This is a genomic window from Mesorhizobium loti (genome assembly GCF_013170705.1).
Taxonomy (GTDB): Bacteria; Pseudomonadota; Alphaproteobacteria; order Rhizobiales; family Rhizobiaceae; genus Mesorhizobium; species Mesorhizobium loti_D.
Genome location: NZ_CP033334.1, coordinates 591,972 through 615,367, shown reverse-complemented (window position 1 = coordinate 615,367; position 23,396 = coordinate 591,972). Strand labels below are relative to the sequence as shown.

General features: G+C 61.9%; 24 protein-coding genes and 3 pseudogenes. 17 read left to right on the top strand and 10 right to left on the bottom strand.

The window, feature by feature from the left end:
- The first annotated feature begins 915 nt into the window (after positions 1-915).
- From EB815_RS02830 to EB815_RS02800, 7 genes and pseudogenes are all read left to right on the top strand, one after another.
- The gene (locus EB815_RS02830; protein WP_056570274.1) at positions 916-1,602 is read left to right on the top strand and encodes a response regulator; all 687 of its coding nucleotides are present in this window, start codon (positions 916-918) and stop codon (positions 1,600-1,602) included.
- A gap of 1 nt (position 1,603) precedes the next feature.
- Positions 1,604-2,893, top strand: coding sequence for a HAMP domain-containing sensor histidine kinase (locus tag EB815_RS02825; protein WP_056568655.1), 1,290 nt, complete (start codon positions 1,604-1,606; stop codon positions 2,891-2,893).
- Positions 2,894-2,996: 103 nt separating this feature from the next.
- Entirely contained in the window at positions 2,997-3,626 is a 630-nt protein-coding gene (locus tag EB815_RS02820; RefSeq protein WP_056568659.1) for a methyltransferase family protein, read from the top strand.
- A 165-nt stretch (positions 3,627-3,791) separates the two neighbouring features.
- Entirely contained in the window at positions 3,792-4,637 is an 846-nt protein-coding gene (locus EB815_RS02815; RefSeq protein ID WP_056568662.1) for a DUF3313 domain-containing protein, read from the top strand.
- Between the two features lie 227 nt (positions 4,638-4,864).
- Positions 4,865-5,101 (top strand): helix-turn-helix domain-containing protein, encoded by a 237-nt coding sequence (locus EB815_RS33510; protein ID WP_065005422.1) that lies wholly within the window; start codon positions 4,865-4,867, stop codon positions 5,099-5,101.
- Positions 5,067-5,336, top strand: a pseudogene (locus EB815_RS02805) (hypothetical protein); the annotation flags it as partial. The gene EB815_RS33510 and the pseudogene EB815_RS02805, both read left to right, overlap by 35 nt.
- Before the next feature lie 120 nt (positions 5,337-5,456).
- Positions 5,457-5,918, top strand: a complete 462-nt coding sequence (locus EB815_RS02800; RefSeq protein ID WP_056568668.1) for a nuclear transport factor 2 family protein — start codon at positions 5,457-5,459, stop codon at positions 5,916-5,918.
- 146 nt (positions 5,919-6,064) lie between these two features.
- Here EB815_RS02800 and EB815_RS02795 read toward each other — a convergent pair whose 3' ends face one another.
- Genes EB815_RS02795 through EB815_RS02765 form a run of 7 tightly spaced genes read right to left on the bottom strand, consistent with a single transcriptional unit; the run spans position 6,065 to position 13,550 of the window.
- Positions 6,065-6,604 (bottom strand): NADH-quinone oxidoreductase subunit B family protein, encoded by a 540-nt coding sequence (locus EB815_RS02795; RefSeq protein WP_056568671.1) that lies wholly within the window; start codon positions 6,602-6,604, stop codon positions 6,065-6,067.
- 19 nt (positions 6,605-6,623) lie between these two features.
- Complete coding sequence (locus EB815_RS02790; RefSeq protein WP_056568674.1) at positions 6,624-8,141, bottom strand: nickel-dependent hydrogenase large subunit; 1,518 nt, start codon at positions 8,139-8,141, stop codon at positions 6,624-6,626.
- 19 nt (positions 8,142-8,160) lie between these two features.
- A complete protein-coding gene (locus tag EB815_RS02785; RefSeq protein ID WP_056568677.1) occupies positions 8,161-9,612 on the bottom strand; it encodes a hydrogenase 4 subunit F in 1,452 nt (483 codons plus the stop codon).
- Positions 9,609-10,271, bottom strand: a complete 663-nt coding sequence (locus tag EB815_RS02780) for a hypothetical protein (protein WP_056568680.1) — start codon at positions 10,269-10,271, stop codon at positions 9,609-9,611. The genes EB815_RS02785 and EB815_RS02780 overlap by 4 nt, the downstream gene beginning before the upstream one ends.
- Positions 10,271-11,227 carry a respiratory chain complex I subunit 1 family protein gene (locus EB815_RS02775; RefSeq protein ID WP_056568683.1) on the bottom strand — a complete coding sequence of 319 codons (957 nt, stop codon included), beginning with the start codon at positions 11,225-11,227 and terminating at the stop codon, positions 10,271-10,273. Before EB815_RS02775 ends, EB815_RS02780 begins: the two co-directional genes overlap by 1 nt.
- Entirely contained in the window at positions 11,218-13,239 is a 2,022-nt protein-coding gene (hyfB, locus tag EB815_RS02770) for a hydrogenase 4 subunit B (protein WP_413814123.1), read from the bottom strand. Before hyfB ends, EB815_RS02775 begins: the two co-directional genes overlap by 10 nt.
- Positions 13,236-13,550: a helix-turn-helix domain-containing protein gene (locus EB815_RS02765; RefSeq protein WP_056568687.1), complete on the bottom strand. Its 315-nt coding sequence runs from the start codon at positions 13,548-13,550 to the stop codon at positions 13,236-13,238. The genes hyfB and EB815_RS02765 overlap by 4 nt, the downstream gene beginning before the upstream one ends.
- A gap of 289 nt (positions 13,551-13,839) precedes the next feature.
- Here EB815_RS02765 and EB815_RS02760 point away from each other — a divergent pair, with 289 nt between their 5' ends.
- A complete protein-coding gene (locus tag EB815_RS02760) occupies positions 13,840-14,583 on the top strand; it encodes a spermidine synthase (protein WP_056568690.1) in 744 nt (247 codons plus the stop codon).
- A 95-nt stretch (positions 14,584-14,678) separates the two neighbouring features.
- On the opposite strand, the pseudogene EB815_RS02755 reads toward EB815_RS02760, so the two are convergent.
- Positions 14,679-15,425: pseudogene (locus EB815_RS02755) on the bottom strand (YoaK family protein); the annotation flags it as partial.
- Positions 15,426-15,561: 136 nt separating this feature from the next.
- Entirely contained in the window at positions 15,562-15,834 is a 273-nt protein-coding gene (locus EB815_RS02750; RefSeq protein ID WP_056568693.1) for a helix-turn-helix domain-containing protein, read from the bottom strand.
- A gap of 97 nt (positions 15,835-15,931) precedes the next feature.
- Between EB815_RS02750 and EB815_RS02745 the strand changes: the two genes are divergently transcribed.
- From EB815_RS02745 to EB815_RS33505, 3 genes and pseudogenes are all read left to right on the top strand, one after another.
- The gene (locus tag EB815_RS02745) at positions 15,932-16,141 is read left to right on the top strand and encodes a hypothetical protein (protein WP_081294961.1); all 210 of its coding nucleotides are present in this window, start codon (positions 15,932-15,934) and stop codon (positions 16,139-16,141) included.
- Positions 16,138-16,350, top strand: a complete 213-nt coding sequence (locus tag EB815_RS02740; protein ID WP_056568696.1) for an alkylphosphonate utilization protein — start codon at positions 16,138-16,140, stop codon at positions 16,348-16,350. The genes EB815_RS02745 and EB815_RS02740 overlap by 4 nt, the downstream gene beginning before the upstream one ends.
- Positions 16,351-16,503: pseudogene (locus tag EB815_RS33505) on the top strand (AraC family transcriptional regulator N-terminal domain-containing protein); the annotation flags it as partial.
- A gap of 105 nt (positions 16,504-16,608) precedes the next feature.
- Here the strand turns inward: EB815_RS33505 and EB815_RS02735 are convergent.
- On the bottom strand, positions 16,609-17,211 hold the full coding sequence (locus EB815_RS02735; protein WP_081294959.1) for a hypothetical protein: 603 nt from the start codon (positions 17,209-17,211) through the stop codon (positions 16,609-16,611).
- Between the two features lie 310 nt (positions 17,212-17,521).
- On the opposite strand from EB815_RS02735, the gene EB815_RS02730 reads away from it, so the two are divergent.
- Genes EB815_RS02730 through EB815_RS02705 form a run of 6 tightly spaced genes read left to right on the top strand, consistent with a single transcriptional unit; the run spans position 17,522 to position 23,127 of the window.
- Positions 17,522-18,574 (top strand): isopenicillin N synthase family dioxygenase, encoded by a 1,053-nt coding sequence (locus EB815_RS02730; RefSeq protein ID WP_056568702.1) that lies wholly within the window; start codon positions 17,522-17,524, stop codon positions 18,572-18,574.
- 20 nt (positions 18,575-18,594) lie between these two features.
- Complete coding sequence (locus tag EB815_RS02725; protein WP_056568705.1) at positions 18,595-19,920, top strand: O-acetylhomoserine aminocarboxypropyltransferase/cysteine synthase family protein; 1,326 nt, start codon at positions 18,595-18,597, stop codon at positions 19,918-19,920.
- Between the two features lie 58 nt (positions 19,921-19,978).
- Positions 19,979-21,007: an ABC transporter substrate-binding protein gene (locus EB815_RS02720; protein ID WP_056568708.1), complete on the top strand. Its 1,029-nt coding sequence runs from the start codon at positions 19,979-19,981 to the stop codon at positions 21,005-21,007.
- A gap of 13 nt (positions 21,008-21,020) precedes the next feature.
- Positions 21,021-22,022 (top strand): ABC transporter permease, encoded by a 1,002-nt coding sequence (locus tag EB815_RS02715; protein ID WP_056568711.1) that lies wholly within the window; start codon positions 21,021-21,023, stop codon positions 22,020-22,022.
- Positions 22,016-22,807, top strand: a complete 792-nt coding sequence (locus EB815_RS02710; RefSeq protein ID WP_056568714.1) for an ABC transporter ATP-binding protein — start codon at positions 22,016-22,018, stop codon at positions 22,805-22,807. The genes EB815_RS02715 and EB815_RS02710 overlap by 7 nt, the downstream gene beginning before the upstream one ends.
- A complete protein-coding gene (locus EB815_RS02705) occupies positions 22,804-23,127 on the top strand; it encodes a hypothetical protein (protein WP_056568717.1) in 324 nt (107 codons plus the stop codon). The genes EB815_RS02710 and EB815_RS02705 overlap by 4 nt, the downstream gene beginning before the upstream one ends.
- Positions 23,128-23,396: the final 269 nt, after the last annotated feature.

Genomic DNA, 23,396 nt, shown 5'->3' with positions numbered 1-23,396 from the left:
ATGCCAATCTCACCGACCATTTTGCGGACGGGCTGTACTGGCAGACTTCGGAATTTAAGATCATCATAATTTAACAGTATCTAATATGACGTTTTGCATAAAGTAGTTTGTCGATACTACGTCAATATTACTGATAGATTACTTTAACTCGATCGCAATGCGCGCAGTCGAGATGCGCTTGGCGACGATGAGGCATCGATGCTCCCGCACTGCCGCTCCCCGCAGTCATTTTCTACGTCCCGGCGCTGCCATGTTTAGACGGGAGAGATGGCAGCAAAAGGAAGAAGTTGGGCTGCCACTGTTATGGATCAACCGCAATCCGGAAAAGATACGAGAACAGCCTCTTGCCGAAGGTTTGGCCGGCCATGTATCCGCGACTGGTCTCGATCACTTTGGCGGGCAGCGCAAGCAGCCAAGTGCTGGGACGGGCACGGCGGTCAAAACATAGCCCGGCTTGCCTTGACCTCGCGTGCATACCCCTATCGGCAGAAATGGGGGCAAAAGGTTCTGGTGCAACCAACCTCCTGCGGGGTTCGAGCATGTCTGCTTTCGGGAGGTGGCAAGACTGACCGCGACGGCCGGCATTGGGCGCGAAGCTACCATTGTCAGAGCGGCCTGATCAGCCAGCAGCGTGGTCTGTGCTCTGTCCCCTTCGTCTGTCCCAGAAAATGCCGTCGAGCAGGCCTGAAAAGCACGCGACCTGTCCTGAAGGTTGGGCGCGCGCGTCCGCCTTGAATCTGCAGCCACATAAAGGCGGAAGATCCCAGCGTTGGTTGAACGCGACCGGTGTCGCCTGTCCATGCATAGTCGCGCGGACGTTAAGCGCCGTCAAATTGTGTTAAGCTGGGTAAAATCGCGTCGCTGGCGGGTGTTTGTGCCTTATGGGTGACCGGCATCAATGACGGACGGAATGTGATGAACAAGGTCCTCCTCATCGACGACGATGTCGAGTTGACGACGCTGCTGCAGGAATACCTGGTCGAAGAAGGGTATGACGTCGCGACAGGCGCGGACGGCGGCACAGCCATTGCCGCGGCCGCGCGCAATGCCGTGGACCTGATCGTGCTCGATATCATGATGCCCCGAATGAACGGGATCGAGATCCTGCGAAGGATCAGGAAGCTGAGCCAGGTTCCCGTGCTGATGCTGACGGCGAGAGGCGATGACATCGACCGGATATCCGGCCTGAACCTCGGTGCCGACGATTATGTGACGAAACCCTGCTCTCCAGGAGAACTCGCGGCCAGGGTGCGCGCGATTCTTCGTCGTGCGAACCAGCCTGCGGCCGGCGCGGCCACCGACACGCTGAGAGCCGGGCGGCTGGTGGTTCAACCAGGCAACAGAACCGCCGAATGGGAGGGGAAGCCGCTGGAGCTTACCGGCACGGAGTTCAGCCTGCTCGAGGTTCTCGCTCGCAATGCCGGCCAGTTGATATCGAAGCAGGACATCTCAAAACGGGCTTTTGGAAAGCCGCTGACCCCGTTCGATCGCCGCATCGACGTCCATATCAGCAGCGTGCGTCAGAAGCTCGGCCTCAGGGAAGATGGACAGTCACGGATAAAGTCTGTTCGCGGTCAGGGCTATCAACTTCTTTTGGATTGACATGCCCCGACTGTTTAAGAAGTTCTTCGTGATAACCTGGCTGACGCTTGCCGCGTCCGTCGCGGTCATTATCCTGACACTCGACTTCTTTGAAACGCTTCCTTCCGCTTCGAGACTGGCACATCAGAAGCAGGAGGTCGTCCTCGAACTGATTGAAAACGTACTGCTCAAGGACGGTGAAGATGCCGCTCGACGCCTTGCCCGCATAAGCGAGGACACGGTACCGGTCGGTCTTATGATCTCCAGGATCGCGGAATCCGGCGCATGCAGCGACAGGAGCACGGCGGAGACAAGAACCGTCCTGAAGGACGGGATTTGCTACCGAATCTCGGTGCCCCAGCAATATAGTGTCATTCTCGACAAGCTTGGTCCGTTCGTACCGGGGTTCGGTATTCTGATTTCGAGCGCGATATCGGCGGCCGCGCTCGCCCGATATCTCATTCGTCCCGTCGTGCACCTGCGCGACGGCCTGAGCGCGCTCGCCCATGGCCATTTCGACATCCGCATCGGGCACAAGATGGCAGGTCGCAAGGACGAGGTCTCGGCGCTCGCGCACGATTTCGATTCCAGCGCCGCGCGGCTGCAGGAACTGCAGGATGCACAGCAGAGACTTTTCCACGACGTGTCGCATGAACTGCGCTCCCCGCTGTCGCGTCTGCAGGCTGTCGGGGGTGTCCTTCGGCAGAGTCCGGCGAAACTCGACGCCATGCTGGACCGCATGGATCGGGAGGTCGAACGGCTCGATGCGCTTGTCGGCGAAGTGCTGACCCTCGCCAGGCTGACGGCCGGTTCCCGTCTCCCATTGAAGACACAGAGGCTGGACGTCATCGATCTTCTGAACGAAATCCTTGGCGACGCGGCGTTTGAAGCCCAGGCCCACGAGGTTTCGATCACCACCAATATCGACGCCAGCTTTCTTGCCGAGGTCGAAGGCGAGCTGATCTACCGGGCGCTGGAAAACGTCATTCGCAACGCCATCAAATACACCGCCGAACATTCGCAGATCACCGTGAAATGCGAGACGACGGACGACCTCCTCAAGGTGTGCGTCGCGGATCAGGGGCCGGGCGTCAAGCGTGACGAACTCGAACGAATCTTCCGGCCATTCTCCCGCGGGAATGACGCGGCGCCGAGAGGCGGGTACGGCCTTGGCCTTGCGATTGCCAGACAGGCTATCGAGTGCCATGGAGGGCGAGTATACGCGTCGCTGCCGGACGTCGGCGGCTTGGCCATCATGCTGGAGATTCCCCGGCAGCCGGCGATGTTCAGTCCGTCGAATGATCGAGGCTGATCGCAAGTTTTACCCATCTTTACACTGCCTTTACGGCCATTAACGCTGGCATCGCTAAAGCTGAGCGGTGACCCCGGTTCTTCAAATGCGAGAAAGCGGACCAATGTCGGTGACCACGGCGGTGTTTCAGCAGGGCAAGAGGATGCGGTTCCTCTGGCTGGCCGCCCCGTTGCTTCTGATGCCGATCCTATTGGTGCAGAGCGCTTGGCTGCCGGAGACTCTTCCTCGCCAAGCCATCGAATTTATGGGGCCCACATTTATCATCATATGTGTCGCCGGGCGGTGCTGGGCATCGCTGTACATAGGCGGACGCAAGAATCTGGAACTCATCACGAACGGCCCTTACAAATACACCCGCAATCCGTTGTACTTCTTTTCTTCCCTGGGTCTTGCCGGCATAGGCCTGACTTTTGGGTCGCTCGCGATCGGGGCCTTCTACTTTTTGTTCGGGTATCTGGTATTCGCCTATGTCTCAGCCCGCGAATCGACTGTTCTGGTAGGATTTTTCGGCGATGCCTACCGGAAATATTGCCGCGAGGTTCCCGCCTTCTTCCCTCGCTTTGGACGAGGCGCCGGCGACGTGGAGCATCGGTTGCTCCCGACGTTCGACCCAGCCGTGCTGAAGCGTACTGCTATCGACGGTTGTTGCTTTCTATTGGCAATCCCCGGCTCCGAGTTGATCGAGTCGCTGCAATTCGCAAATCTCCTTAAGCCCGTGCTCCACCTCTTTTGATGGAAGCTGCCCGCCGGTGAAACGGGTTTCGTCGAGCCTGGCGGTTGCCCAGGCGAGCGAAGACGGCAGCTTGCGATGTTTTACCGAACTTTACACTGCCTTTACCGCCGTTAACGCTGGGGCCGGTAACCCTGAACCCATGATCCCGGTTCAGATGATTTGACAATGATCTTGAAGCTTCGGCAACGTGAAATGCGGCCGCGGGCAATGCTGTGCGTGGCTCTATTCTCATGGTTGTCCGCTTGCACGAGCGTGCCCTTGCGCGAGGGCGCGTCGCTGGGTTCCTACGCCGGAATGAGCCCATCGGGCGGCACCCTCACGAAAGCAAGATTACGTGTGGACTCGGCGCCGGTGCTCGCCGCACAGACCGTGCGCATTGTGCCGACCTCGACGCAGATCGGCAGTGGTGGCTTCGATCCCAAGGACCTGGCGCTCGTCACCAACGCGATCGACCGGGCGCTTTGCACCGACCTTGGCGACCGCTTCAGGATCGTGGCCGCGAGCCTGCCGGCGGACCTCGTCGTCCACGCGACGGTCACCGACATCGTTGCGACAAATCGTGCGGCAGCCGCGGGTTCCATCGTCGCGTCGCTCGGCGGCACGGCGGCGGGGCTCGGGGTTCCGATCCCGCGCCTTCCGATCGGCCTCGGCGGTCTGGCCATCGAGGCCGAGGCGGTCGACAAGGATGGTTCGCAGAAGGCATCCATGCTCTGGTCTCGCGGTGCGAACATGATCACGACGAGAGCTCGAGTGTCGGCCGTCGGAGATGCGTACTCCCTCTCTTCGGCTTTCGCCGCCGACTTCAGCCGCATGCTGGTCAAAGGCAAGGACCCGTTCAAGGGAATGCCGGCGATACCATCGATGCAAAGGGTGCGGGCCTCGCTCGGCGGTGATCCGAAATATGATGCCTGCAAGGCGTTCGGAACGGCTCCCGGCATTCCGGGAATGGTCGCCGCCCGATTTGGCCTGCCGCCCACCTGGACCGACAAGGGCGCCGCAGTCTCCCAATAGCGACCGAGAACATATGTCGAGAAGCGGCGCTCTGCTGCGCTTAGAGCAATCTAGATCAGGATGACGGACTGCTTCTGGATGTGCAGCCGAGTGGGAGGTTGATGCTGCTGTTTGTCCGGCGCATTCAATCTTGCAGTTCAAGTCATCACAGCTGGACGTCCTATCGACAAAATGGGGTGATCCGGTGCCTATTTGAGCCTGCCGCATTCAAGATGATGGGACGCTGATTGAACCACTTGCTCGCTGAATTCGATGTCGGGTTACTGTTGACATTCGATGCCCTGCTCAAAGACAAGAACGTCACCCATGCCGCGACGCGATTGAACATCACACAGTCGGCGCTGTCGGCGCGTCTGATGCGGCTGCGGCAGTTGCTGGGGGACCCGCTCTTCATCCCCTCCACCTCGGGGCGGGGCATGGTCGCGTCGCGATGCATCCGGCGGCACTTCGGTCGAGGCCCATGAGGTCGCCATCCAGCGCATGATCGCGGCCGGCGCGAATATGGTGACGTGGCTGGCGGTGGCTTCGGAATGGCAGCGCGACTGGGCACGGACAGAGCATGCCGCCGAGCTTTCGGAGCTGCTTGTGCAGCATGCCGCCGGCAGTGGCATCGCCTGCCTGTGGGAACAACAACTGCTCAACACGCCGGCTCCAAGCGCCGCCGGCTGGTCTCTGCCGGGCGGGATCACGAGCGGCTGACCGCTCGCCGGCCGGCGTCATCCCTTTCCAGCATGGCCGCCGTCCATGTAGGGCGGCGGCCATGCCCACCACTGCCACCCGCGACCAAGCCTGGCCATTTACCGCCTTGGGGAGAGGACTATGAAGATGTCGATGCAGGTTTGCCTATCGGACACGCGGCCTACGGATCGCACCGCCGATGACCGCCCTCACAGCAACAGGGCGCTGGTGCTGGATGCGATGACGTCGCTGTTCCAGCGTCACGACGCCTCGGCGGTTGGAAGCCTCTACGCCGACGACGACCTCCAGCACAATCCGAACATTCCGCGGGGTCGCGATGGGGTGCAGGCTATCGTCGAGACTCTGTCACCTTCCGTCTATTACCAGCCGGGCCTGATCGTCGCCGAGGGTGATCTGGTCGCCATCCATGGCCGTATCCGCGGCTGGGCTGACGAGCCTCGGATTGGGGTTGGTATCTTCCGGGTCGAGGGCGGCAAACTCGCCGAGCACTGGGACTCGTTGCAGAACGAGGTGCCGGTAAGCACAGGCGTTGCCGGCCTCTCGATGTTCGATCCTGAGGACGGTGCCAGCCATGCCGGATAAGATCATGGCTGACCGGGCGACAAAGACCAGATGTCCCTTCCTATGCCTCACTGGGCTTTTCCATGTCGCCGCTCGGCCGCGGCGGTGCCCGGGCTCTCGGCTCCGTGCCGGTCTTCAAGTCCGGAAGAGGCCTCCCTCATCGATAGTCAAGCTCGGGCAATAGCGGCCCTTGAATTCACGCCCTCAAGCAAGGCGAGCAGGCCTTTCAGAATCTCGATGGGCGGTGGCGGGCAGCCTGGAATGTGCAGATCGACTGGCAACGCCTCCGACACTCCGCCCACCACGGCGTAGCTGCCGGCGAAACAGCCGCCGTTTAGGGCGCAATCGCCGAGCGCGACCACCCATTTGGGGTTGGGAGTCGCGTCGTAGGTCCGCTTCAAGGCGTCGCGCATGTTCTTGGTCACCGGCCCGGTGACAAGCAGGACATCGGCATGGCGCGGCGATGCGACGAACCGGATTCCAAAACGCTCGATATCGTAGAAAGCGTTGTTGAGCGCGTGCATCTCGAGTTCGCAACCGTTGCAGGAACCGGCATCGACTGCCCGGATCGACAGGCTTCGCCCCAATCTTCTGTGAGCAACCCCATTGAGGGCGCGTGCGAGCTCGTCAACAGCCGCGTCGCTTACCCGCGGCGGACGCTCGGTCAGCGGCGGGCGTATCAGGCTTTCAAAGAGGAGCTTGCGCATGATGGCTTGCCTTGGACCCTTAGAGGTCGTGTCCAGAATACGAGCAGTTGAACGACTTGTTGCATAGCGGGAAGTCGGCGACGATGTTGCCTTCGATAGCCGCTTCCAGCAGCGGCCATTGAAACCATGACGGATCGCGCAGGTGACAGCGCTCGATCAGGCCGCTTTTACCAATGCGCAGCCAGGCCAGAATGTCGCCCCGGAAACCCTCGACGAGCGCCATGCCTTCATGCGGGCCGCCTGTCCGTGCAAAGTCGACACGGATCGGTCCGCCCGGCAGCTGGCGCAGGATTTGCTCGACCAGGGACAAGCTCTGTTCGACCTCGTGAATGCGAATCCAGACACGGGCGTTCACGTCGCCTTCCTGGAGGAGAGGCACATTGAAGTTGAGCGCGTCATACGGAGGATAGGCCAGACTGCGTCGCGCGTCGAAGTCCCGGCCGGAGGCCCGGCCGACATACCCTCCGGCGCGATATTGCCGAGCGAGCTCCACCCTCAGCCGCCCAGTTGCGACTGTCCGATCCTGCAGCGAAGCGGTGTTGTCGTAGAGCTCCACCAGCGCCGGAAACCGCTGCCTGATCTCCGCGATCAGGGACCGGATCGCTGTCGTCCCCTCGTCGTTCAGGTCGATCGCCACTCCTCCAGGCACGACGCGGTCGCGCATCAAACGATGGCCGAAGGCGGCATCGCTTGCCCGCAATACGCGCTCGCGCAGGACGCCGCAGTGGGCGTGCATGAGTGCGAAGGCGGCGTCGTTGCAGATAGCGCCGATGTCGCCCAGATGGTTGGCCAGACGCTCCAGCTCGGCCATGAGCGCTCGCAGCCAGACCGCGCGCGCGGGAACCTCGATACCCAGGGCCGCTTCGACCGCGCGGCAAAAAGCAAGGGCGTATGCCACGGTACTGTCGCCAGAGGTCCTGCCCGCCAGCTTGGCGGCATGGTCGATATCGGACCCAGCCATCAAGCCTTCCATGCCCTTGTGCGTGTAGCCTAGCCCTTCCTCCAGCCGGACAACGGTTTCGCCGCTCGCTGTAAATCGAAAATGCCCTGGCTCGATGATGCCGGCATGCACTGGCCCGACCGGGATCTGATGCAGGCTTTCCCCCTCCACAGGCAGGAATTGGTAGGGGGGCGCCGCCGCAGCGGCGGTCTGGACGCGGGCACTCAACGGAAAGCTGACGCCCCAGTGGCCATGATCAAGCCACCGTCGCGTATCGGGCGCGCCTTGCGGCAAGAGGCCGAACAGGTCCGCGACCGCACGTTCAAGGCGGAGTGCCGGCGGATGCAGCAGGCCGACCGACGGGTAGCGGCCATCCGGACACAGCAGGCTGACAACGCCGATGTCCCAGACGGCCTCGTCGAGCAGTGCCATGTGGACGGTGCCTGGCTCGCCCCAAAGCCCGAGCAGGCTCCAGTGGCCCTCGGCCAGTTGCTCGACGGCAAAGCTCCATTCTTTCGAAGTCACCACCGCGCGCGGCCACGGGAGATGGTTGTCGACACCCTCGGCGGCAAGGATGAGGTCGGTCAGTGCGGGCATGTTTTTTCTCCCGTACGCTTCATCCCAGAAGGTTGGCGACATGCTGGAACCATATGACCAGCGGTGGTGGCAGATAGATGCCGGCGGCAAACACAAGCGCCAGGTGGGAATACATCGGAACGTAGGACGCCTCGGCGGGCGCGGTGCTGCCTCGCGGTTCGCCGAAAGCGATGCCGGTCAACCGAAGCAGCAGGGCACCGAAAGCCAGCAGAATCCCGAATACCAGGGGAATCGCCAGAAGGGGGTGCCTTGCGAATGTCGAACTCACGACCAGGAATTCGCTCATGAAGATGCCGAGCGGAGGCAGGCCGGCAATGGCAACGACGCCGATGACAAGCGCCCAGCCCAGCCCCGGATGCGTTTCCGTCAGCCCCCGGATCTCGGCGATGTTCTGTGTTCCCTTGATCTGGGCGATGTGGCCGACCGTGAAAAAGATCGCCGACTTGGTCAGGCTGTGCATGACCATGTGCAGCAGCCCGGCAAAATTGGCGAGCGGGCCACCCATGCCGAAAGCGAACACGATGATGCCCATGTGCTCGATGGAGGAGTACGCGAACAGACGTTTGATGTCGCGGCGGCGGTAGAGCATGAAGGCCGCGAAGATGAGGGAGGTAAGCCCCATCGTGATCATCAGTGGCCCAGGCGCGATCGCGTCCGGGCTGGCCGCGAGCAGCAGCTTGAAGCGCAGCACCGCATAGAGCGCGACATTGAGGAGCAGTCCCGACAACACCGCTGAAATCGGCGTCGGGCCTTCCGCGTGCGCGTCGGGCAGCCAGGCATGCAAGGGCGCAAGACCAACCTTCGTCCCATAGCCGAGCAGCAGGAAGACGAAGGCGACGTTCAGCAACGCCGGGTCGAAGCGCGCCGCGTGCTCGACAAGCACTGTCCAGACCATGGCATTCGTGCCTTCGCCGACAATCGGCTGCGCGGCCATGTAGACGAGGATGGTGCCGAAGAGGGCAAGCGCAATGCCGACGCTGCCGAGTATGAAATACTTCCAGGCCGCCTCCAGCGCCTCGTGCGTGCGATAGATGCCGACCATGAGCACGGTGGTCAGCGTGGCAAGTTCCACGGCCACCCACATCAACCCGATATTGTTCGACACGAATGCCAGATTCATGCCGAACATCATGATCTGGTACATTGCGTGATAGAATCGCAAATTCGTCGCCGTCAGCCGTCCCGTATCCAGTTCGTGCGCGATGTAGGAGGCGCTGAACACGCTGGTCGTGAAGCCGACGAACGTGTTGAGCACGATGAAAACGATATTGAGATCGTCGACGAGCAAATACTGACCGGGCTGCGGCCGATCCGTGAAGAGAAGCGATACCGCGGCGAGCAAGGTCAGCAAGCTCGCGGCGACATTGAGGCCAGCCGTTATCCGATAATTCGGCAGCGCCGCCAGAAGCGCGGCCGCGACGACTGGTATCAGCAAAATGGCGGCCACCGCATCGAGGGAAAACGCGGTCAACGATGTTCTCCCCTGTAGTCGTCGAGCGCGCCGACATCGACCGAGTCGAACCTCTCGCGGATGCGGAACAGGAAGACGCCGATGACGATGAAGGCGATGAGGATCGAGAAGGCGACACTGATCTCGACGACCAGCGGCATGCCCTTGGCGCCCGTGGCGGCAAGGACCAGGCCGTTCTCAAGCGACATGAATCCCACCACCTGGCTGACGGCATTCCGCCGGGTGACCATCACCAGGAGTCCCAGCAGTATTATGGACAGCGCGAAGGCCAGGTCCTCGCGGGCGAGGGGGGCGGCGTAGGGGGTGACCCTCAGCATCAGCACCATGGACAGGGTCACCAGCCCTATTCCCGCGAGCATGGTCGAACCGATCCCGACCGCCGTCTCGATATCGCGATGGATGCCGAGCCGCTGAATGATGCGATGAAGCCCGACGGGAATGACGATCGCCTTGAAAATGAGGGCTATCGCCGCCGTGACGTAGAGATGATGCGCGTCCTGAATGTAGGCCTGCCAAGCCACCGACAGGGCGAGTACGATGGCATGAATCGCAAAAACGTTGATCAGTGCAAAGAGGCGATCCTGGTAGAGCATCATGAAACTGACCAGCACCAGGCCACCGGCCAGCAGATGAGCGATGTCGAAGGTGAGACCGTTCATCAGAGGCTCCTCGAGACGAACCGCAGGAGCGTGGCAAGCAGGGCCAGCATGAGCGCTGCTCCGAGGAAATCCGGGACGCGGAAGACACGCATCTTGGCGATGGCAGTCTCGAACAAGGCGAGGAGAACGCCGCTCGCGGCAAGCTTGCAGATATAGAAAATGACGCCCAGAACATAGGCCCAGGGCCCCGCCCCGGCGGTCACGAGCCCCCAGGGAACGAAGACACAGGAAATCAGCGAGACGTAGAGCAGAAGCTTCAGGAAGGCCGCGAAATCGATCATTGCCAGATGGCGACCAGAATATTCCAGGACCATCGCCTCGTGGATCATGGTCAGCTCCAGATGCGTCGCCGGGTTGTCCACCGGCACACGGGCATTTTCCGCGATTGCCACCATGACGAGAGCGATCAGTGACATTCCGAGCGATACCCGCAGGCCAACCTGCGGCGAGCCCATGAAAGCCGCCACCGTGGACAGTTGCGTCGCTCCGGCAACGAGTGCCAGGCTGAACACGATCAGAAGCATGGCGGGCTCGGCCAGGGAAGCGATCATCACCTCGCGGCTGGCGCCGATGCCGCCAAAGCTCGTGCCGACGTCCATCGCCGCCAGCGCAAGGAAGAACCTTGCGCTTCCAAGCAGCGCCACGATCGCTATGAGATCGGCGGTCCAACTGAACTCGAGGCCGGTGGCGAATGTCGGTATGAGCGCGGCGGCGACCCAGGTGAAGGCGAAGATCAGGTAGGGTATGACGCGAAACAGCCAGGATGCATTGTCGGCCAGAACGACCTCCTTGCGCATGAGCCGCAAGAGATCGCGATAGGGCTGGATGAGAGGCGGGCCCTGGCGCCGCAACAGCCTTGCCTTCACCTTGCGGACGAAGCCGGTCAGGAGCGGTGCCAGCAAAAGCACCAGCCACATCTGCGCGCCCTGAATGGCCAACTCAAGGATCAGGGCCATAGTGCGAGCACCAAAAGCAGGACAATGAGAAAGAGAAATACAAGGGTCAGGTAGCGCCTGATCGTCAGGAACTGCAGATGATTCAGGTGGTCGGTCGCAAAGTCGAGGGCCTTGCCTATGGGCTGATAGAGCGTCTCCCAGATCACGTCATGGATTTCCAGATTGAAGCGGGCCGGACCGGTATCGCCGGGTGCCGGCACTTCGACCCTTTCAGTCGCGCGGAACACGAATGCGCCGAAGACCCGGCGGACAGGCTGTGCGAAGCTGACGCTCGTGTACTGCGAGCCTGGGACGGCATCCGCGAAGCCACAACCCCAGGCGGGACCGCGACGGAGTGCGTGCGAGGCGAAGCGATGGATGACATAGACCGCGGCGGATGCGGAAATGACGATGAATACAAACACCAGCAGGCCGTTGTAGGAACTGCGGCTCTCGGCGATTGGCGCGATCGAAAGCCAAGGTTGCGCCATCTGCACCGGCATGCGGCTGCCGATGAGCGAAAGCGTCACGGGGGAAAGGCCATCTATGACAAAGCCGGGCAGAATGCCGGCCAGGAGACAAAGAGCCGCCAGGGTGAACATTGCCGCTAGCGAGTAGCGGTCGACCTCGTGCGCCGGTTCCACTGCGGCCGAGCGTGGCCGGCCGAGGAATGTAATCCCGAACGCTTTCACGAAGCAGGCAGCGGCCAAGGCCGCCGAGAGCGCCAGTAAACCGCCAACGGCGGGCACCATGACCTTCAGCCCCCATTGTGGGAGATCGGGACTTTGCAATACGGCCTGGAAGGCCAGCCATTCGGAGACGAAGCCGTTGAAGGGCGGAAGCGCCGAGATCGCCACGCAGCCGACGAGAAAGGCAAAACTGGTCAACGGCATACGGTGGATGAGACCGCCCAGTTTCTCCATGTCCCGCTCGCCGGTTGCCGTCAGTACCGCGCCCGCGCCGAAAAACAGCAGGCTCTTGAAAAAGGAATGGTTGAGGACGTGAAACAGCGCGGCGGTGAGCGCCAGCGCCGCGGCCGACGGCATGGCGTTCGCCTTGAAGGCCAGGGCAAGGCCAAGGCTGATGAAGATGACGCCGACGTTTTCGATGGTGCTATAGGCAAGAAGCCGCTTCAGGTCCTTTTCCATCAAGGCGCAGAGAATGCCGAGAACGGCCGTCAGGCCGCCCAGGAAAAGCACCACAACGCCCGACCACCATGCCGGCTCGCCGAGCAGGTCGAAAATGACGCGTATGAAGCCGTAGATGGCGACCTTCGTCATGACGCCGCTCATCAGAGCCGAGACGTGGCTTGGCGCGGCCGGGTGAGCGAGTGGCAGCCACACGTGCAGCGGTACCAGGCCAGCCTTGGAGCCGGCTCCCAAAAGCATCAGGGCCAGGACGAAAGCAGCGACGAGCGGGGTGGAGGCGGCGGGACGCATCGCTTCGAACGTGTAGTTTCCGTTCGGGCCGGCCAGCAGGCTGAACGCAAGCAGCAGCGCGAGCGTGCCGAAGCTCGCCATCACGAGATAGATGTAGCCCGCTCTCGCATTGTCCTGCTCGCGATGGTGCGCCATGACGAGCGCCCAGGAAGCCAGCGACATGAATTCCCAGGAAAGCAGGAAGGTGAAGGCGTCGTCCGCCAGCACGACCAGATTCATCCCGGCGAGGAAGGCGGGGAAGAACGGCAGCACCCGATGCGGCGCGGACTCATGCCTGCCGTAGCCGAGGCCGTAAAGACTGGCCATGGCGCCGCCGAAATTGACGACGACGAGGAAAAAGGTCGAGAGCGCGTCCAGGCGGAAATGGGCGCCAATCCATGGCAACCCAAGCGGCAGCGCGGCGGTCGACGGGTTTAGGGGATCATCGGCGATACGGTTCGCGAGAACCAGGAGCACGGCCACCGATATGCCTAGCGTCAGGCTGTAGATCAGGCGTGTTCCCGAGCCCGATGCGCGGCTTGACGCAATCGCAAGCACCGCGGTTCCCAGGAGCGCGGCAACGCCCCACAGGAGGACCGCGGCCCCCGAAATCACGCCACACTCCTCACGGGGACCTTGGCGTCCGTATCGACCCCGCCCAGAATTCTGGCGGGATCGAAATCTGCTTTCAGCCGCACGCCACGCCCGCCGATTTGGCTGGAGGCGCCTTCAGAAATCAACTCGACGCCGGCGAGGTCAAGCGCGCCGATCAGCTTCATCAGGGAATCCACATTGCCCCGGATAATCGACTCGCTGGCTTCCATACGTTGAATTGTCGGCACCGAAAGGCCGGACAATTCGGCAAGCCTGCGCTGGTCGATGCCAAGGAGCGCCCTTGCGGCACGCAACTGTGGAGCAGTTATCACGGTCGCATCCCCTTTTCGATCAGCTTTGGCGTATTATCTCTAAGCGCTGCAGCGTATATTAAAATGCAGAGTATTCAAATAATGATGCGTGACGCATCTATCTTGAAGTTGTAGAAAACCGGGAGATGCGAGTTGGGAGGCGCTGAGCCTCGCCGATTGGTTGCCCTGCGACTGCGAAGCGCGGCGCGCTGCAAGATGACGGGCGAACCACTAGGCTCCGCATGAAGGGGCCAACGGACGGAAAACCAGCCGAGCGGCGGATTTAGGAATTGGCTGTGATGACAAGGTCATGATCCGGGTTGCGAAATATCATACCGATTTCGGCAGCATCGAGGTTCTGCGGGCCAAGGACTCCGGTTCGTTCATCTATCGCCAAGGTGGCTGCTATCAAAGCGAATGCGATCCGAACGGCGTCAGTGTCGTGCCCTACATACACGCCATCTTTGGTCTCCTCGCGCAGGCGCGGGTGTCCGATGTCCTGATGATCGGTTGTGGCGGTGGCAGCCTGGGCACGATGCTGGATAGGGTTGGCGTGCGTGTTACGGTCGTCGACATCAATCCAAAGGCTTTCCAGATCGCCCGGAAATACTTTGGGTTACCTCCTGGAGTTCACTGCTGCATCTCCGACGGGAGGGATTTCTTGCGCGCTGGCCGTCACCGCTACGACGCTATCGTTCTGGACGCATATTCGGGGCGGCGCATCCCGGATCATTTGTGCGCCGAGACATTCTTCGGCTTGGCGCAGACGCGTCTCAAGAATTCTTCCGGTATTCTGATCGGCAACGTTCATGCCTGTCATGACCTCGACATCATGCCGGATCGCGTTGCTGCAAAGCTCGCCAATATCTGGGCGGATGTGAAACTGCTCGATATCCGCGGCGCTCAGGATCGCAACGCACTCGTCATGGCGGGCAAGGTACGGGACCTCGTCCAGCCGGTGCTGATGATGCCGCCGTCAGTCGGAGCCGAGGAGATCGAACAGGAGCTTGGGCTCCAGGCGTTCAGGCCTTGGCATGTGCCACGACGGGCCTAGAGCAATTGGAGGAAAAGTGTGAACGGTTTTCCCGGGGAGGCGCGTAGCGCTTTCCCCTGGGAATTGGGCCAAAGCCCAGTCAGCTACTGCCAGAGCCGCTTCATGCGGATAGACACATCTTCCAGGACCGGCATCGAGGCCAGCACAAGGAGAATGGCGGCGAGAAACAATGTCGCCGCAAAGCCGATGTGTTTGAAACCCACAGCGCCGATGACGCCACCGATGAAGAACAATGCCACGAGCGACGCAAGCAGTCTCAGCTTTCTCCGGTCTGCCTTCACGAACAGTCTGTCCGAGTCATTGCCTGAGATATTCCAGTAAAGCAGCTTGCCGAGTTCGATGCCCATGTCCGTCACCAGGCCCGTGACATGCGTCGTCCGGATTCTGGCTTCCGATAGCTTGGTGATGATGGCGTTCTGTAATCCCATGATGAAGCAAAGCAGCATCACCGTCATTGGCACGAACAGCGCTTCATGACGCGCAAGATGGCCGCCGAGCAGACCGAAACAGATCAGCAGGATCGCTTCCAGGACAAGCGGGAATGCGTACTCGCCCTGTAGGCCCTGCCGCCTTCCCCAGTTGACCAGGATTGCCGAACAGGCCGCGCCTGCGACAAACGACAACAAGGCCCCCAACCCGGAAAGCGCCAGTCCGACGTCGCCGAGCGCCAGATGGTCCGCCATCGACGAAACGATGCCGGACATGTGGGACGTGTACTGCTGAACCGCCAGGAAGCCGCCGGCGTTGGCGGCTCCCGCGATGAACGTCAGGAAGCGGGCGAGATGCCGATCGGTTCTTTCGTTTCGTTCCTTTCCGGTCAACCGGCGCAGATACAGGATCATGAGCGAACCTTGCCTTTCCAAGCGGAAAAGCAGGACCGCAAGCTGATGTGCCGGGAAAGGCTCATTGAGTGTTTCTGGAGAAGGAAAGACAAAGGGGGCGGTGAATGCGTGGCGTCGACGCCGTGCTTTGCAGGGCCTAGTCTGGTTTGCCCGGCAGCGTGTCTGGATGGCGGAACCTGACACCACGGCCGCCATCGTTGCTACGCACATGTTCGCTGAGAAGCTCGACGCCGGCGCGGTTGAGCGCGTTGATCACCTTCATCAAGCTATCGACAACGCCTCGCACATTGCCCTGGCTGGCTTCCATTCGTTGGATCGTCGGCAGCGAGACGCTCGCCATTTCCGCCAGGGTTTTCTGGTCGATGTCGAGAAGGGCTCGGGCGGCACGAAGCTGGGAAGCTGTGATCATAGGGGCATCAGCGTATGAGAAATGATACTCAACATGGTATCATTGACGTATTAAACATCAATACAAAGCGAAAAAATATTAATCGGCCCTTGGCACGATGGAGCTCGGCAATTATCGTGTCCGCATGACTCAACGCTACGAACCTTTTCAGGAGCCGACAGGCACCTGGGCCGTCAATGATGCTTGGACCGGACGGCCCGCCGAGATGGGCAGCCGAACCATCGTTGGAATGAATCAGCACGATGCCGAGGAACTGGCCGATCTCCTCAACGGGTTGAATGCACAAAGGCAGGAAGCGAAATCATGAAGGTCAAGGACAGCAACGGCACTCCGCTGAGCGAAGGAGATTCCGTCACGCTCATCAAGGATCTCAAGGTCAAGGGAACGTCCGTTACCCTGAAACGCGGAACGCTGATCAAGAACATCCATCTCACGGGCAACGAGGATGAGGTCGAGTGTCGGGCCGAGAAGGTCAAGAACCTGGTTCTGCGGACAGAGTTCCTGAAAAAGGCGTAGGATGTGGTGCTACGCCTGCCGCGGATGTTGCGCGATCCTGTCGAGCTTGCCGTTCTGGGGTCAGGCGTCGTGCGCGAGCTGCACTACCGGATACCGGTCGGCCCACAAGGCGGTCCGATGATCGCGGCCCTGCAGCAGGCAGGCACCTCCGGCGGATCGTGTAAAGCCTCGAAAAGTGTGAACGGTTTTCCCGGGAGAAGCGCGTAACGCTTTCCCGGGGAATTGCGTCCAAGGGCTTTCGAGCGGCCGATATGGCCCTCAAGACGAAGGCACACGCGGCTCCTCCACCAGATAAAACCGGTCCTTCGGCGAGAAATCCGTCACCAGGAACGAGAACGAGCCGGTTTCGAGCGGGTCGACCTTGCCTTTGCGGAACAGCAGCCGGTCATAGGGTTCGAAGTCGCGTTTGAATTCGGCGAAGCTGTCGGACTTGATCATCTTGTCCTCGCGCTGCGCCTGGTCGAAGGACAGCCCGTCGCCATAGTCGCTCGGCCTGTCCATGATCGATTGCAGCTCGAAGCCGAATTCGATCCAGGCATCGCCGCTGTTGTTGCGAGTGACGATCTTCAGCGGCAGATAGCCGGTCGCGTAGTTGCCCGTCGTTCCGAAAGGCTGGATCGGCCTTACGGCGCGTATGGTCAGCGTCACCGGGTCGGCGGTCTCCAGTTCCTCGGTCACCACGATCGGATCGGTGGGCGTTCCGGTGCCCGTGGCCGACAGGATCCTGAAACCGCCCAGTTCATCCGAGAATGAGTAGGCGCCGGCTTCGAGGATTTTTGCGCCATCGGCCAGGGCGCGCGGACAGGTCGCGGCCAGCAAAGCCGCACACACCCGCACACAGCGCAAGCCTGGACGCGTCATGGCTGGAGTATGGACGACAATTGGCCAGCCGCAAACTGCCCGGCCCCGTGCCGGAATGATGGTGCCCCTATACGCGCGCCTGATGGAGGTCGTCAGGGTCTGCATACCGATGCAGCGGTCAAGCAGGAGGCATAGGCCTCATACAGATCGCAAATCAAAATCTACTATTTTTATAGAATTAACAAAAATTGGCCGCCGGCCCCTCGGGAACGATACGTCAATTTCCCCGCCTGTCTCGGAAAGGGATGGCGTTTTCTTTGTTTCCGCGGTCCGCGGTGCGACGCTTCGACCACCAAACGAGAGGGTCGAAATGAGCAGTACTGCCGACAAGAGAACAATCCCGGTGCTGGATTTTTCCCGATACGAAGCCGACCCGGTTTCCCGCAAGGAATTCATCGAGGGGTTGCGGCGCGCGGCACGCGATGTCGGCTTCTTCTACCTGACCGGACATGGCATCCCGCAATCGCTTATCGACGATGTGCTCCACGCCTCCCGACGTTTCTTCGCCTTGCCGGACGAAGACAAGCTCCAGATCGAAATGGTGAACTCGCCGCATTTCCGCGGCTACAACCGCGTCGGCCAGGAACTGACCAAGGGCGAGAGGGACTGGCGCGAACAGATCGACATCGGCTCGGAAGCGCCGGCGCTGGTGCGCGATGGCAATCTGCCGGCCTGGACGCGCCTGCAGGGGCCGAACCAGTGGCCGAGCGCCTTGCCGGAGCTCAAGCCGCTGCTGCTGGAATGGCAGGATCGCCTCACCGATCTTTCGACGCGCCTGCTGAAGGCATTCGCCATTGTCCTGGAGCAGGACGAGAACGCGTTCGAAACCATCTACGCCGGCACGCCGAACCACCTCATCAAGATCATTCGCTATCCCGGCCGGGACTCGACCGAAAGCGAGCAGGGCGTCGGCGCCCACAAGGACAGCGGCTTCCTGACGCTTCTGCTGCAGGAAAAGCAGAAAGGCCTGCAGGTCGAAGCCGCCGAAGGCGGCTGGATCGACGCCGAGCCGCGCGCCGGCACCTTTGTCGTCAACATTGGCGAGTTGCTGGAAATGGCGACGGATGGTTATCTGAAGGCCACCGTGCACCGGGTCGTGACGCCGCCGGCCGGCACCGACCGGCTGTCGGTCGCCTTCTTCCTTGGTGCTCCCTTCGATGCCGAGATCCCGCTGCTTGATCTTGCGCCGCACCTCAAGGCGCAGGCGAGCGGCGTTACCCGTGACCCCCAGAATCCGCTCTACCGCAACTCCGGGCAGAACGCGCTGAAAAGCCGGCTGCGCTCGCATCCCGATGTCGCGCGCCGCCACCATGCCGATCTCATTGCCACTCAGGCACGCGCCGAAGTCGCGCCCTTTGCCTAACAACACAGGAGGAACGACCCATGACGCTCGAAAATCTCTCTCCCGAGACCCTCGCCCTCCATGGCGGTTCGTGGCGCGCCGATCCCACCAACGGTGCGGTCGCCGTGCCCATCTACCAGACCACGTCCTATCAGTTCCAGGACACCGGCCATGCCGACCGCCTGTTCGCGCTCGATGAGATCGGCCACATCTATACGCGCGTCTCGAACCCGACCCAGGACGCCTTGGAGACCCGCATCGCGGCGCTGGAAGGCGGTGCCGCCGCCTTGCTGCTCTCCTCCGGCCAGGCGGCCTCGGCCTATTCGGTGCTGAACCTTGCCGGCGCGGGTGACAACATCGTCTCGGCCACAGATCTCTATGGCGGCACCTGGGCGTTGTTTGCCGCCACGCTGAAGCATCTGGGCGTCGAGGTCCGCTTCGTCGATCCGTCAGATCCCGAAAACTTCCGCCGCGCCACCGACGGACGCACCCGCGCCTACTATGCGGAATCGCTGCCCAACCCGAAGCTGCAGGTCTTCCCGATCAAGGAAGTGGCCGACATCGGCCGCTCGCTCGGCGTGCCGCTGATCGTCGACAACACCGCGGCACCCCTCAGCATCCGGCCATTTGATCATGGCGCCGCGGTCGTCGTCTATTCGGCGACGAAATACATTGGCGGCCATGGCACCTCGATCGGCGGCATCGTCATCGATGGCGGCAACTTCCCCTGGGAAGACCATGCCGAGCGCTTCCCGACGCTGAACCAGCCCGATCCGAGCTATCACGGCAAGGTCTGGGTCGAGGCGGCCAAGCCGCTCGGTCCGGTGGCCTATGTGCTTCGCATTCGCACCGTGCTCCTGCGCGACGTCGGCGCCGCGATCAGCCCGTTCAATGCCTTCCAGCTGTTGCAGGGCCTTGAGACGCTGCCGCTGCGCATCCGCCAGCACAATGAGAACGCCGTGAAGGTGGCGGAATATCTGCGCGGACATCCGAAGGTCGGCAATGTCATCTTCCCGCGCTACCAGACAGGCGAGAGCAAGCGGCGCGCCGATGCCTATTTCCGGCAAGGCAGCTACGGCGCGTTGGTCGGCTTCGAACTGAAGGACGGCCGCGAGGCGGGACGGTCCTTCATCAACGGATTGAAGCTGTTCTACCACGTCGCCAACATCGGCGACGCGCGCTCCCTGGCCATCCATCCGTCGACCACGACCCACTCGCAGCTGTCTCCGGAAGAGCAGCTCGCCACCGGCGTGACCCCCGGCTACGTCAGGCTCTCCATCGGCATCGAACATCCCGACGACATCATCCGCGACCTCGAACAGGCGCTCGACCAGGTCGCCGGGGATCGTGAGCTCAAGGCCGCATAGGCATTCCGCCGGTGACAGTTTGCCGGCTTCAGATTCAGCCCATCACAGGAGGGGGATCATGACCACAGGCAGGAAGACAATATCGGGAATTTCGCGGCGCGGCGTGCTGCGCGCCGCTGGCGCGCTTGGCGTCGGCGCAGCGGCGGTGGGCTTGCTCGCGAGGCCGACGAGCTACGCCATCGCCGGCAATGCGACCAAGGTGCGTTTGTCATGGACCGAATTCGCGGCCTGCCATTCGCCGATCGCATTTGCTCTGTCGAAGGGCATCTACGCCAAGCACGATCTCGACATCGATCTCTACTATCAGGGCGCCAGTGGCCAGACGCTGATCCAGTCGATCGCCACCAACAAGACGGATGCCGGCGCTGGCCTGCTCTATGACTGGGTCAAGCCGCTGGAGCAGGGGCTGGACGTCAAGCTCTTCGTCGGCTCGCATGGCGGCTGCACCAGGCTGCTGGCGTCGAAGGCTTCGGGCGTCACAACGCTCGAAGGCCTGAAGGGCAAGACCATCGTCTCCTATGATGTCGCCAGTCCGCCGAAGCACTCCTTCCAGGTCGCACTCGCCAAGGCCGGCCTCGACCCCAACAACGACGTCAACTGGACCAACGTGCCGTTCGACCTCGTCGGCGAGACGGTGGGCAAAGGCCAGGCCGACGCGCTGGCGCATCTCGATCCATGGGCCTATGCCCATAAGAAGAAGTTCGATCTGGTGGAGGTCGCCAACACGCAAACCGGAGCCTTCGAGGGCGCGGTCTGTTGCGTGCTCGGTGTCAATTCGGCCTTCCTCGATGCCAACAAGGATGCCATCCGGCGGCTGGCCGAGGCCGATATCGAGATCCACGAATACGCCGCGGCGCATCCGGACGAAGTCGCCAAGTGGTTCGTCGACAATCTCAACCCCGGTTTCCCGTTCGAGAATATCCGCGACGAGATCGCCTCCTGGGTGCTGCACAATCACCCGGTCGGGAAGGACCTGCAGGGTCAGGTCAAGAATGCCGCAGCCGATCTGGCGCTGATCAAGGTGCTCGATCCAACCACCGATCCGGCGGAACTCGCCCAGCGGGTGACGGTCGACATTCTCGCCTGACGGAACCCGCGTGATGAGTGCAGCGGTCGACAAGGATGCAACCGGTAAAAGCGTTTCGTCCGCCTTTGCCGGTCCCGTGTGGAAACAGGGGCTCTACGCGGCCGCGGCCTGGCTGCTCGCCGCCATTGTGACAGTGGCATTCCCCGATGTCGTGCCGTGGGGCAGCCGCGACGTCTTTGTCGCGCTGCTGGTCGCGGGGGCGGTCGTGCTGGCCGGCCTCGCCTTCGGCGCCGAAAAGCTCGGCGGCTTCGGCCGGGGATTGATCCACTATGGCCCGTGGCTGATCGCGCTCGGCCTCTGGTTCGCGGCCTGGGAGCTGATCACGGCCAAGCTCGGCTGGCTGCCGAAGCCGTTCTTCTCGCCGCCCCATGGTCTGCTGCATGTCTATATCGTTGACTGGCAGCGCATCCTCATCTGCATCGCCTATACCGCGCGGCTGTGGACGATCGGCTTCTTCAGCGGCATCGTCCTCGGTTTCATCGGCGGCGTGGCGCTCGGCTGGTCGAAGCGCTTTGCCTACTGGGGCATGCCCATCCTGAAGCTGATCGGTCCGGTACCGGCAAGCGCCTGGATCCCGGCGACGTTCTTCCTGTTCCCGACGACGTTCCAGGCCAGCCTGTTCCTGGTCGCCCTTGCATCCGGAATACCGGTCGCGATCCTGACCGCCTCCGGTGTCAACTCGGTCAGCCGTGCCTTCTACGACGTGGCGCGCACCCTGGGCGCCAGCACCCGTTATCTCGTGCTGCGCGTGGCGATACCCGCCGCTTTGCCGCACGTCTTCGTCGGCCTGTTCATGGGACTCTATTATTCGTTCGCCGTTCTGGTGGTGGCCGAAATGCTCGGCGCCAAATACGGCCTGGGCTGGTACCTGCAGTTCCAGACCGCCTATTCGGCCTATGCCAATGTCTACGCCATGCTGATCATCATGGCGTTGCTCTGCTCGGGCCTGGTCAAGCTGCTGTTCGTCGTGCGCGACCGGCTGCTCGGCTGGCAGAAGGGGGTGGTGCAATGGTAGCAGCCGCCGCAGTTCGCGCCGCATCCGAGAACGCCGCCGGTCTCGCCGTCGATTTTCGGGGTGTCTCGCATCAATACGATCTCGATAGGCAGCCCTTGCCGGTACTGCGGCAGATCGACCTGGCCGTGGCACCGGGTGAATTCGTGGCGCTTCTTGGCCCATCCGGCTGCGGCAAGTCGACCTTGCTGCGGCTGGCCGCAGGGCTGGAAAGGCCGACAAGCGGCGACGTGCTGACGGACGCGACAATCGTCGCTCGGCCGGATCCGTCGCGGGTGCTTGTGTTCCAGGATCCGACCTTGTTTCCGTGGCGGACCGTCCGCGACAATGTAGCCATTGGGCCGGAAGCGCGCGGCGTGCTGGCCGGCAGCCAGAAGCGGATCGACGACGCGCTTCGCCTGGTCAAGCTGGATGCCTTCGCATCGGCCTTTCCGCATCAGCTGTCCGGCGGCATGGCGCAACGCGCCGCACTGGCGCGTGCCCTGGTCAACGACCCGCGCCTGCTGCTGCTCGACGAGCCGTTGGGACGGCTGGATTCGCTCACCCGGCTGACCATGCAGGAAGAGCTTTTGTCGCTCTGGCGCGAGGCCGGCTACACGGTCATCCTCGTCACGCACGATGTCGAGGAGGCGTTGCTGCTCAGCGAGCGCGTCATTGTGCTGACCGAGCGCCCGGCGCGCATCAAGGCGGAGGTCGTGGTCGACCTGCCCTATCCGCGGCGGCGCGACGATCCGCGCATCGTCGCCCAGCGCCAGCACATCCTGGAGATACTCGGGTTCTCCGCATGAGCGAGAAGGCTTCGGTTCGAAAATCGGTTTCGCTGCGCTGGCTGGAGGCGGTGGGAATTGCGCTGACGCTCGTCGCCCTTGTCTGGTGGGCGATCGTCTATGCGCAGGTCATGTCGAACACCGGCTTTCCGGTTGAACGCACGCTGCCATGCCTGCTGCGGACGTCGGACCGCTGTTCGCTCGCCATGTCGCTGTGCAAGAGCTGGCACTTCCTCGGCATCAAGCGCTACTCGCCGGAACTGCTGTGGGCCGGAGCAATCGTTTCCAGTCTCGCGCTTCTGCTGGGCAGCTTCATGCAAAATCCGGGACAGGGAAAATAAGCAGTTCGAGCGCGTCTTTCCCGCGATGATCCGTTCGCAGGCAGCCGGTGCGCATTCGCCGCCAATGTCTATTTTCGAAGCAAACTGCTTTCCCGGCAGGCAAAAAATTGGATTGCCGTTCCTTAGTCTACAAAAATTATAGAGTTAACTTCGGGCCAGTCGAACAGGGCGGGGGACGTTCCGCCAGCGGCTGATGGCAACAAAATCGCAGGAGTGACATACATGACGACAACAACGCGGTCCGGTGCCCGTTGGAGGACGGCGCTAGC

Coding starts and splice junctions, on each gene's coding strand:
- EB815_RS02830 (WP_056570274.1), top strand. CDS start 916: ATGAACAAGGTCCTCCTCATCGACGACGATGTCGAGTTGACGACGCTG.
- EB815_RS02825 (WP_056568655.1), top strand. CDS start 1,604: ATGCCCCGACTGTTTAAGAAGTTCTTCGTGATAACCTGGCTGACGCTT.
- EB815_RS02820 (WP_056568659.1), top strand. CDS start 2,997: ATGTCGGTGACCACGGCGGTGTTTCAGCAGGGCAAGAGGATGCGGTTC.
- EB815_RS02815 (WP_056568662.1), top strand. CDS start 3,792: ATGATCTTGAAGCTTCGGCAACGTGAAATGCGGCCGCGGGCAATGCTG.
- EB815_RS02800 (WP_056568668.1), top strand. CDS start 5,457: ATGAAGATGTCGATGCAGGTTTGCCTATCGGACACGCGGCCTACGGAT.
- EB815_RS02795 (WP_056568671.1), bottom strand. CDS start 6,604: ATGCGCAAGCTCCTCTTTGAAAGCCTGATACGCCCGCCGCTGACCGAG.
- EB815_RS02790 (WP_056568674.1), bottom strand. CDS start 8,141: ATGCCCGCACTGACCGACCTCATCCTTGCCGCCGAGGGTGTCGACAAC.
- EB815_RS02780 (WP_056568680.1), bottom strand. CDS start 10,271: ATGAACGGTCTCACCTTCGACATCGCTCATCTGCTGGCCGGTGGCCTG.
- EB815_RS02775 (WP_056568683.1), bottom strand. CDS start 11,227: ATGGCCCTGATCCTTGAGTTGGCCATTCAGGGCGCGCAGATGTGGCTG.
- EB815_RS02760 (WP_056568690.1), top strand. CDS start 13,840: ATGATCCGGGTTGCGAAATATCATACCGATTTCGGCAGCATCGAGGTT.
- EB815_RS02750 (WP_056568693.1), bottom strand. CDS start 15,834: ATGATCACAGCTTCCCAGCTTCGTGCCGCCCGAGCCCTTCTCGACATC.
- EB815_RS02745 (WP_081294961.1), top strand. CDS start 15,932: ATGGAGCTCGGCAATTATCGTGTCCGCATGACTCAACGCTACGAACCT.
- EB815_RS02740 (WP_056568696.1), top strand. CDS start 16,138: ATGAAGGTCAAGGACAGCAACGGCACTCCGCTGAGCGAAGGAGATTCC.
- EB815_RS02735 (WP_081294959.1), bottom strand. CDS start 17,211: ATGACGCGTCCAGGCTTGCGCTGTGTGCGGGTGTGTGCGGCTTTGCTG.
- EB815_RS02730 (WP_056568702.1), top strand. CDS start 17,522: ATGAGCAGTACTGCCGACAAGAGAACAATCCCGGTGCTGGATTTTTCC.
- EB815_RS02725 (WP_056568705.1), top strand. CDS start 18,595: ATGACGCTCGAAAATCTCTCTCCCGAGACCCTCGCCCTCCATGGCGGT.
- EB815_RS02720 (WP_056568708.1), top strand. CDS start 19,979: ATGACCACAGGCAGGAAGACAATATCGGGAATTTCGCGGCGCGGCGTG.
- EB815_RS02715 (WP_056568711.1), top strand. CDS start 21,021: ATGAGTGCAGCGGTCGACAAGGATGCAACCGGTAAAAGCGTTTCGTCC.
- EB815_RS02710 (WP_056568714.1), top strand. CDS start 22,016: ATGGTAGCAGCCGCCGCAGTTCGCGCCGCATCCGAGAACGCCGCCGGT.
- EB815_RS02705 (WP_056568717.1), top strand. CDS start 22,804: ATGAGCGAGAAGGCTTCGGTTCGAAAATCGGTTTCGCTGCGCTGGCTG.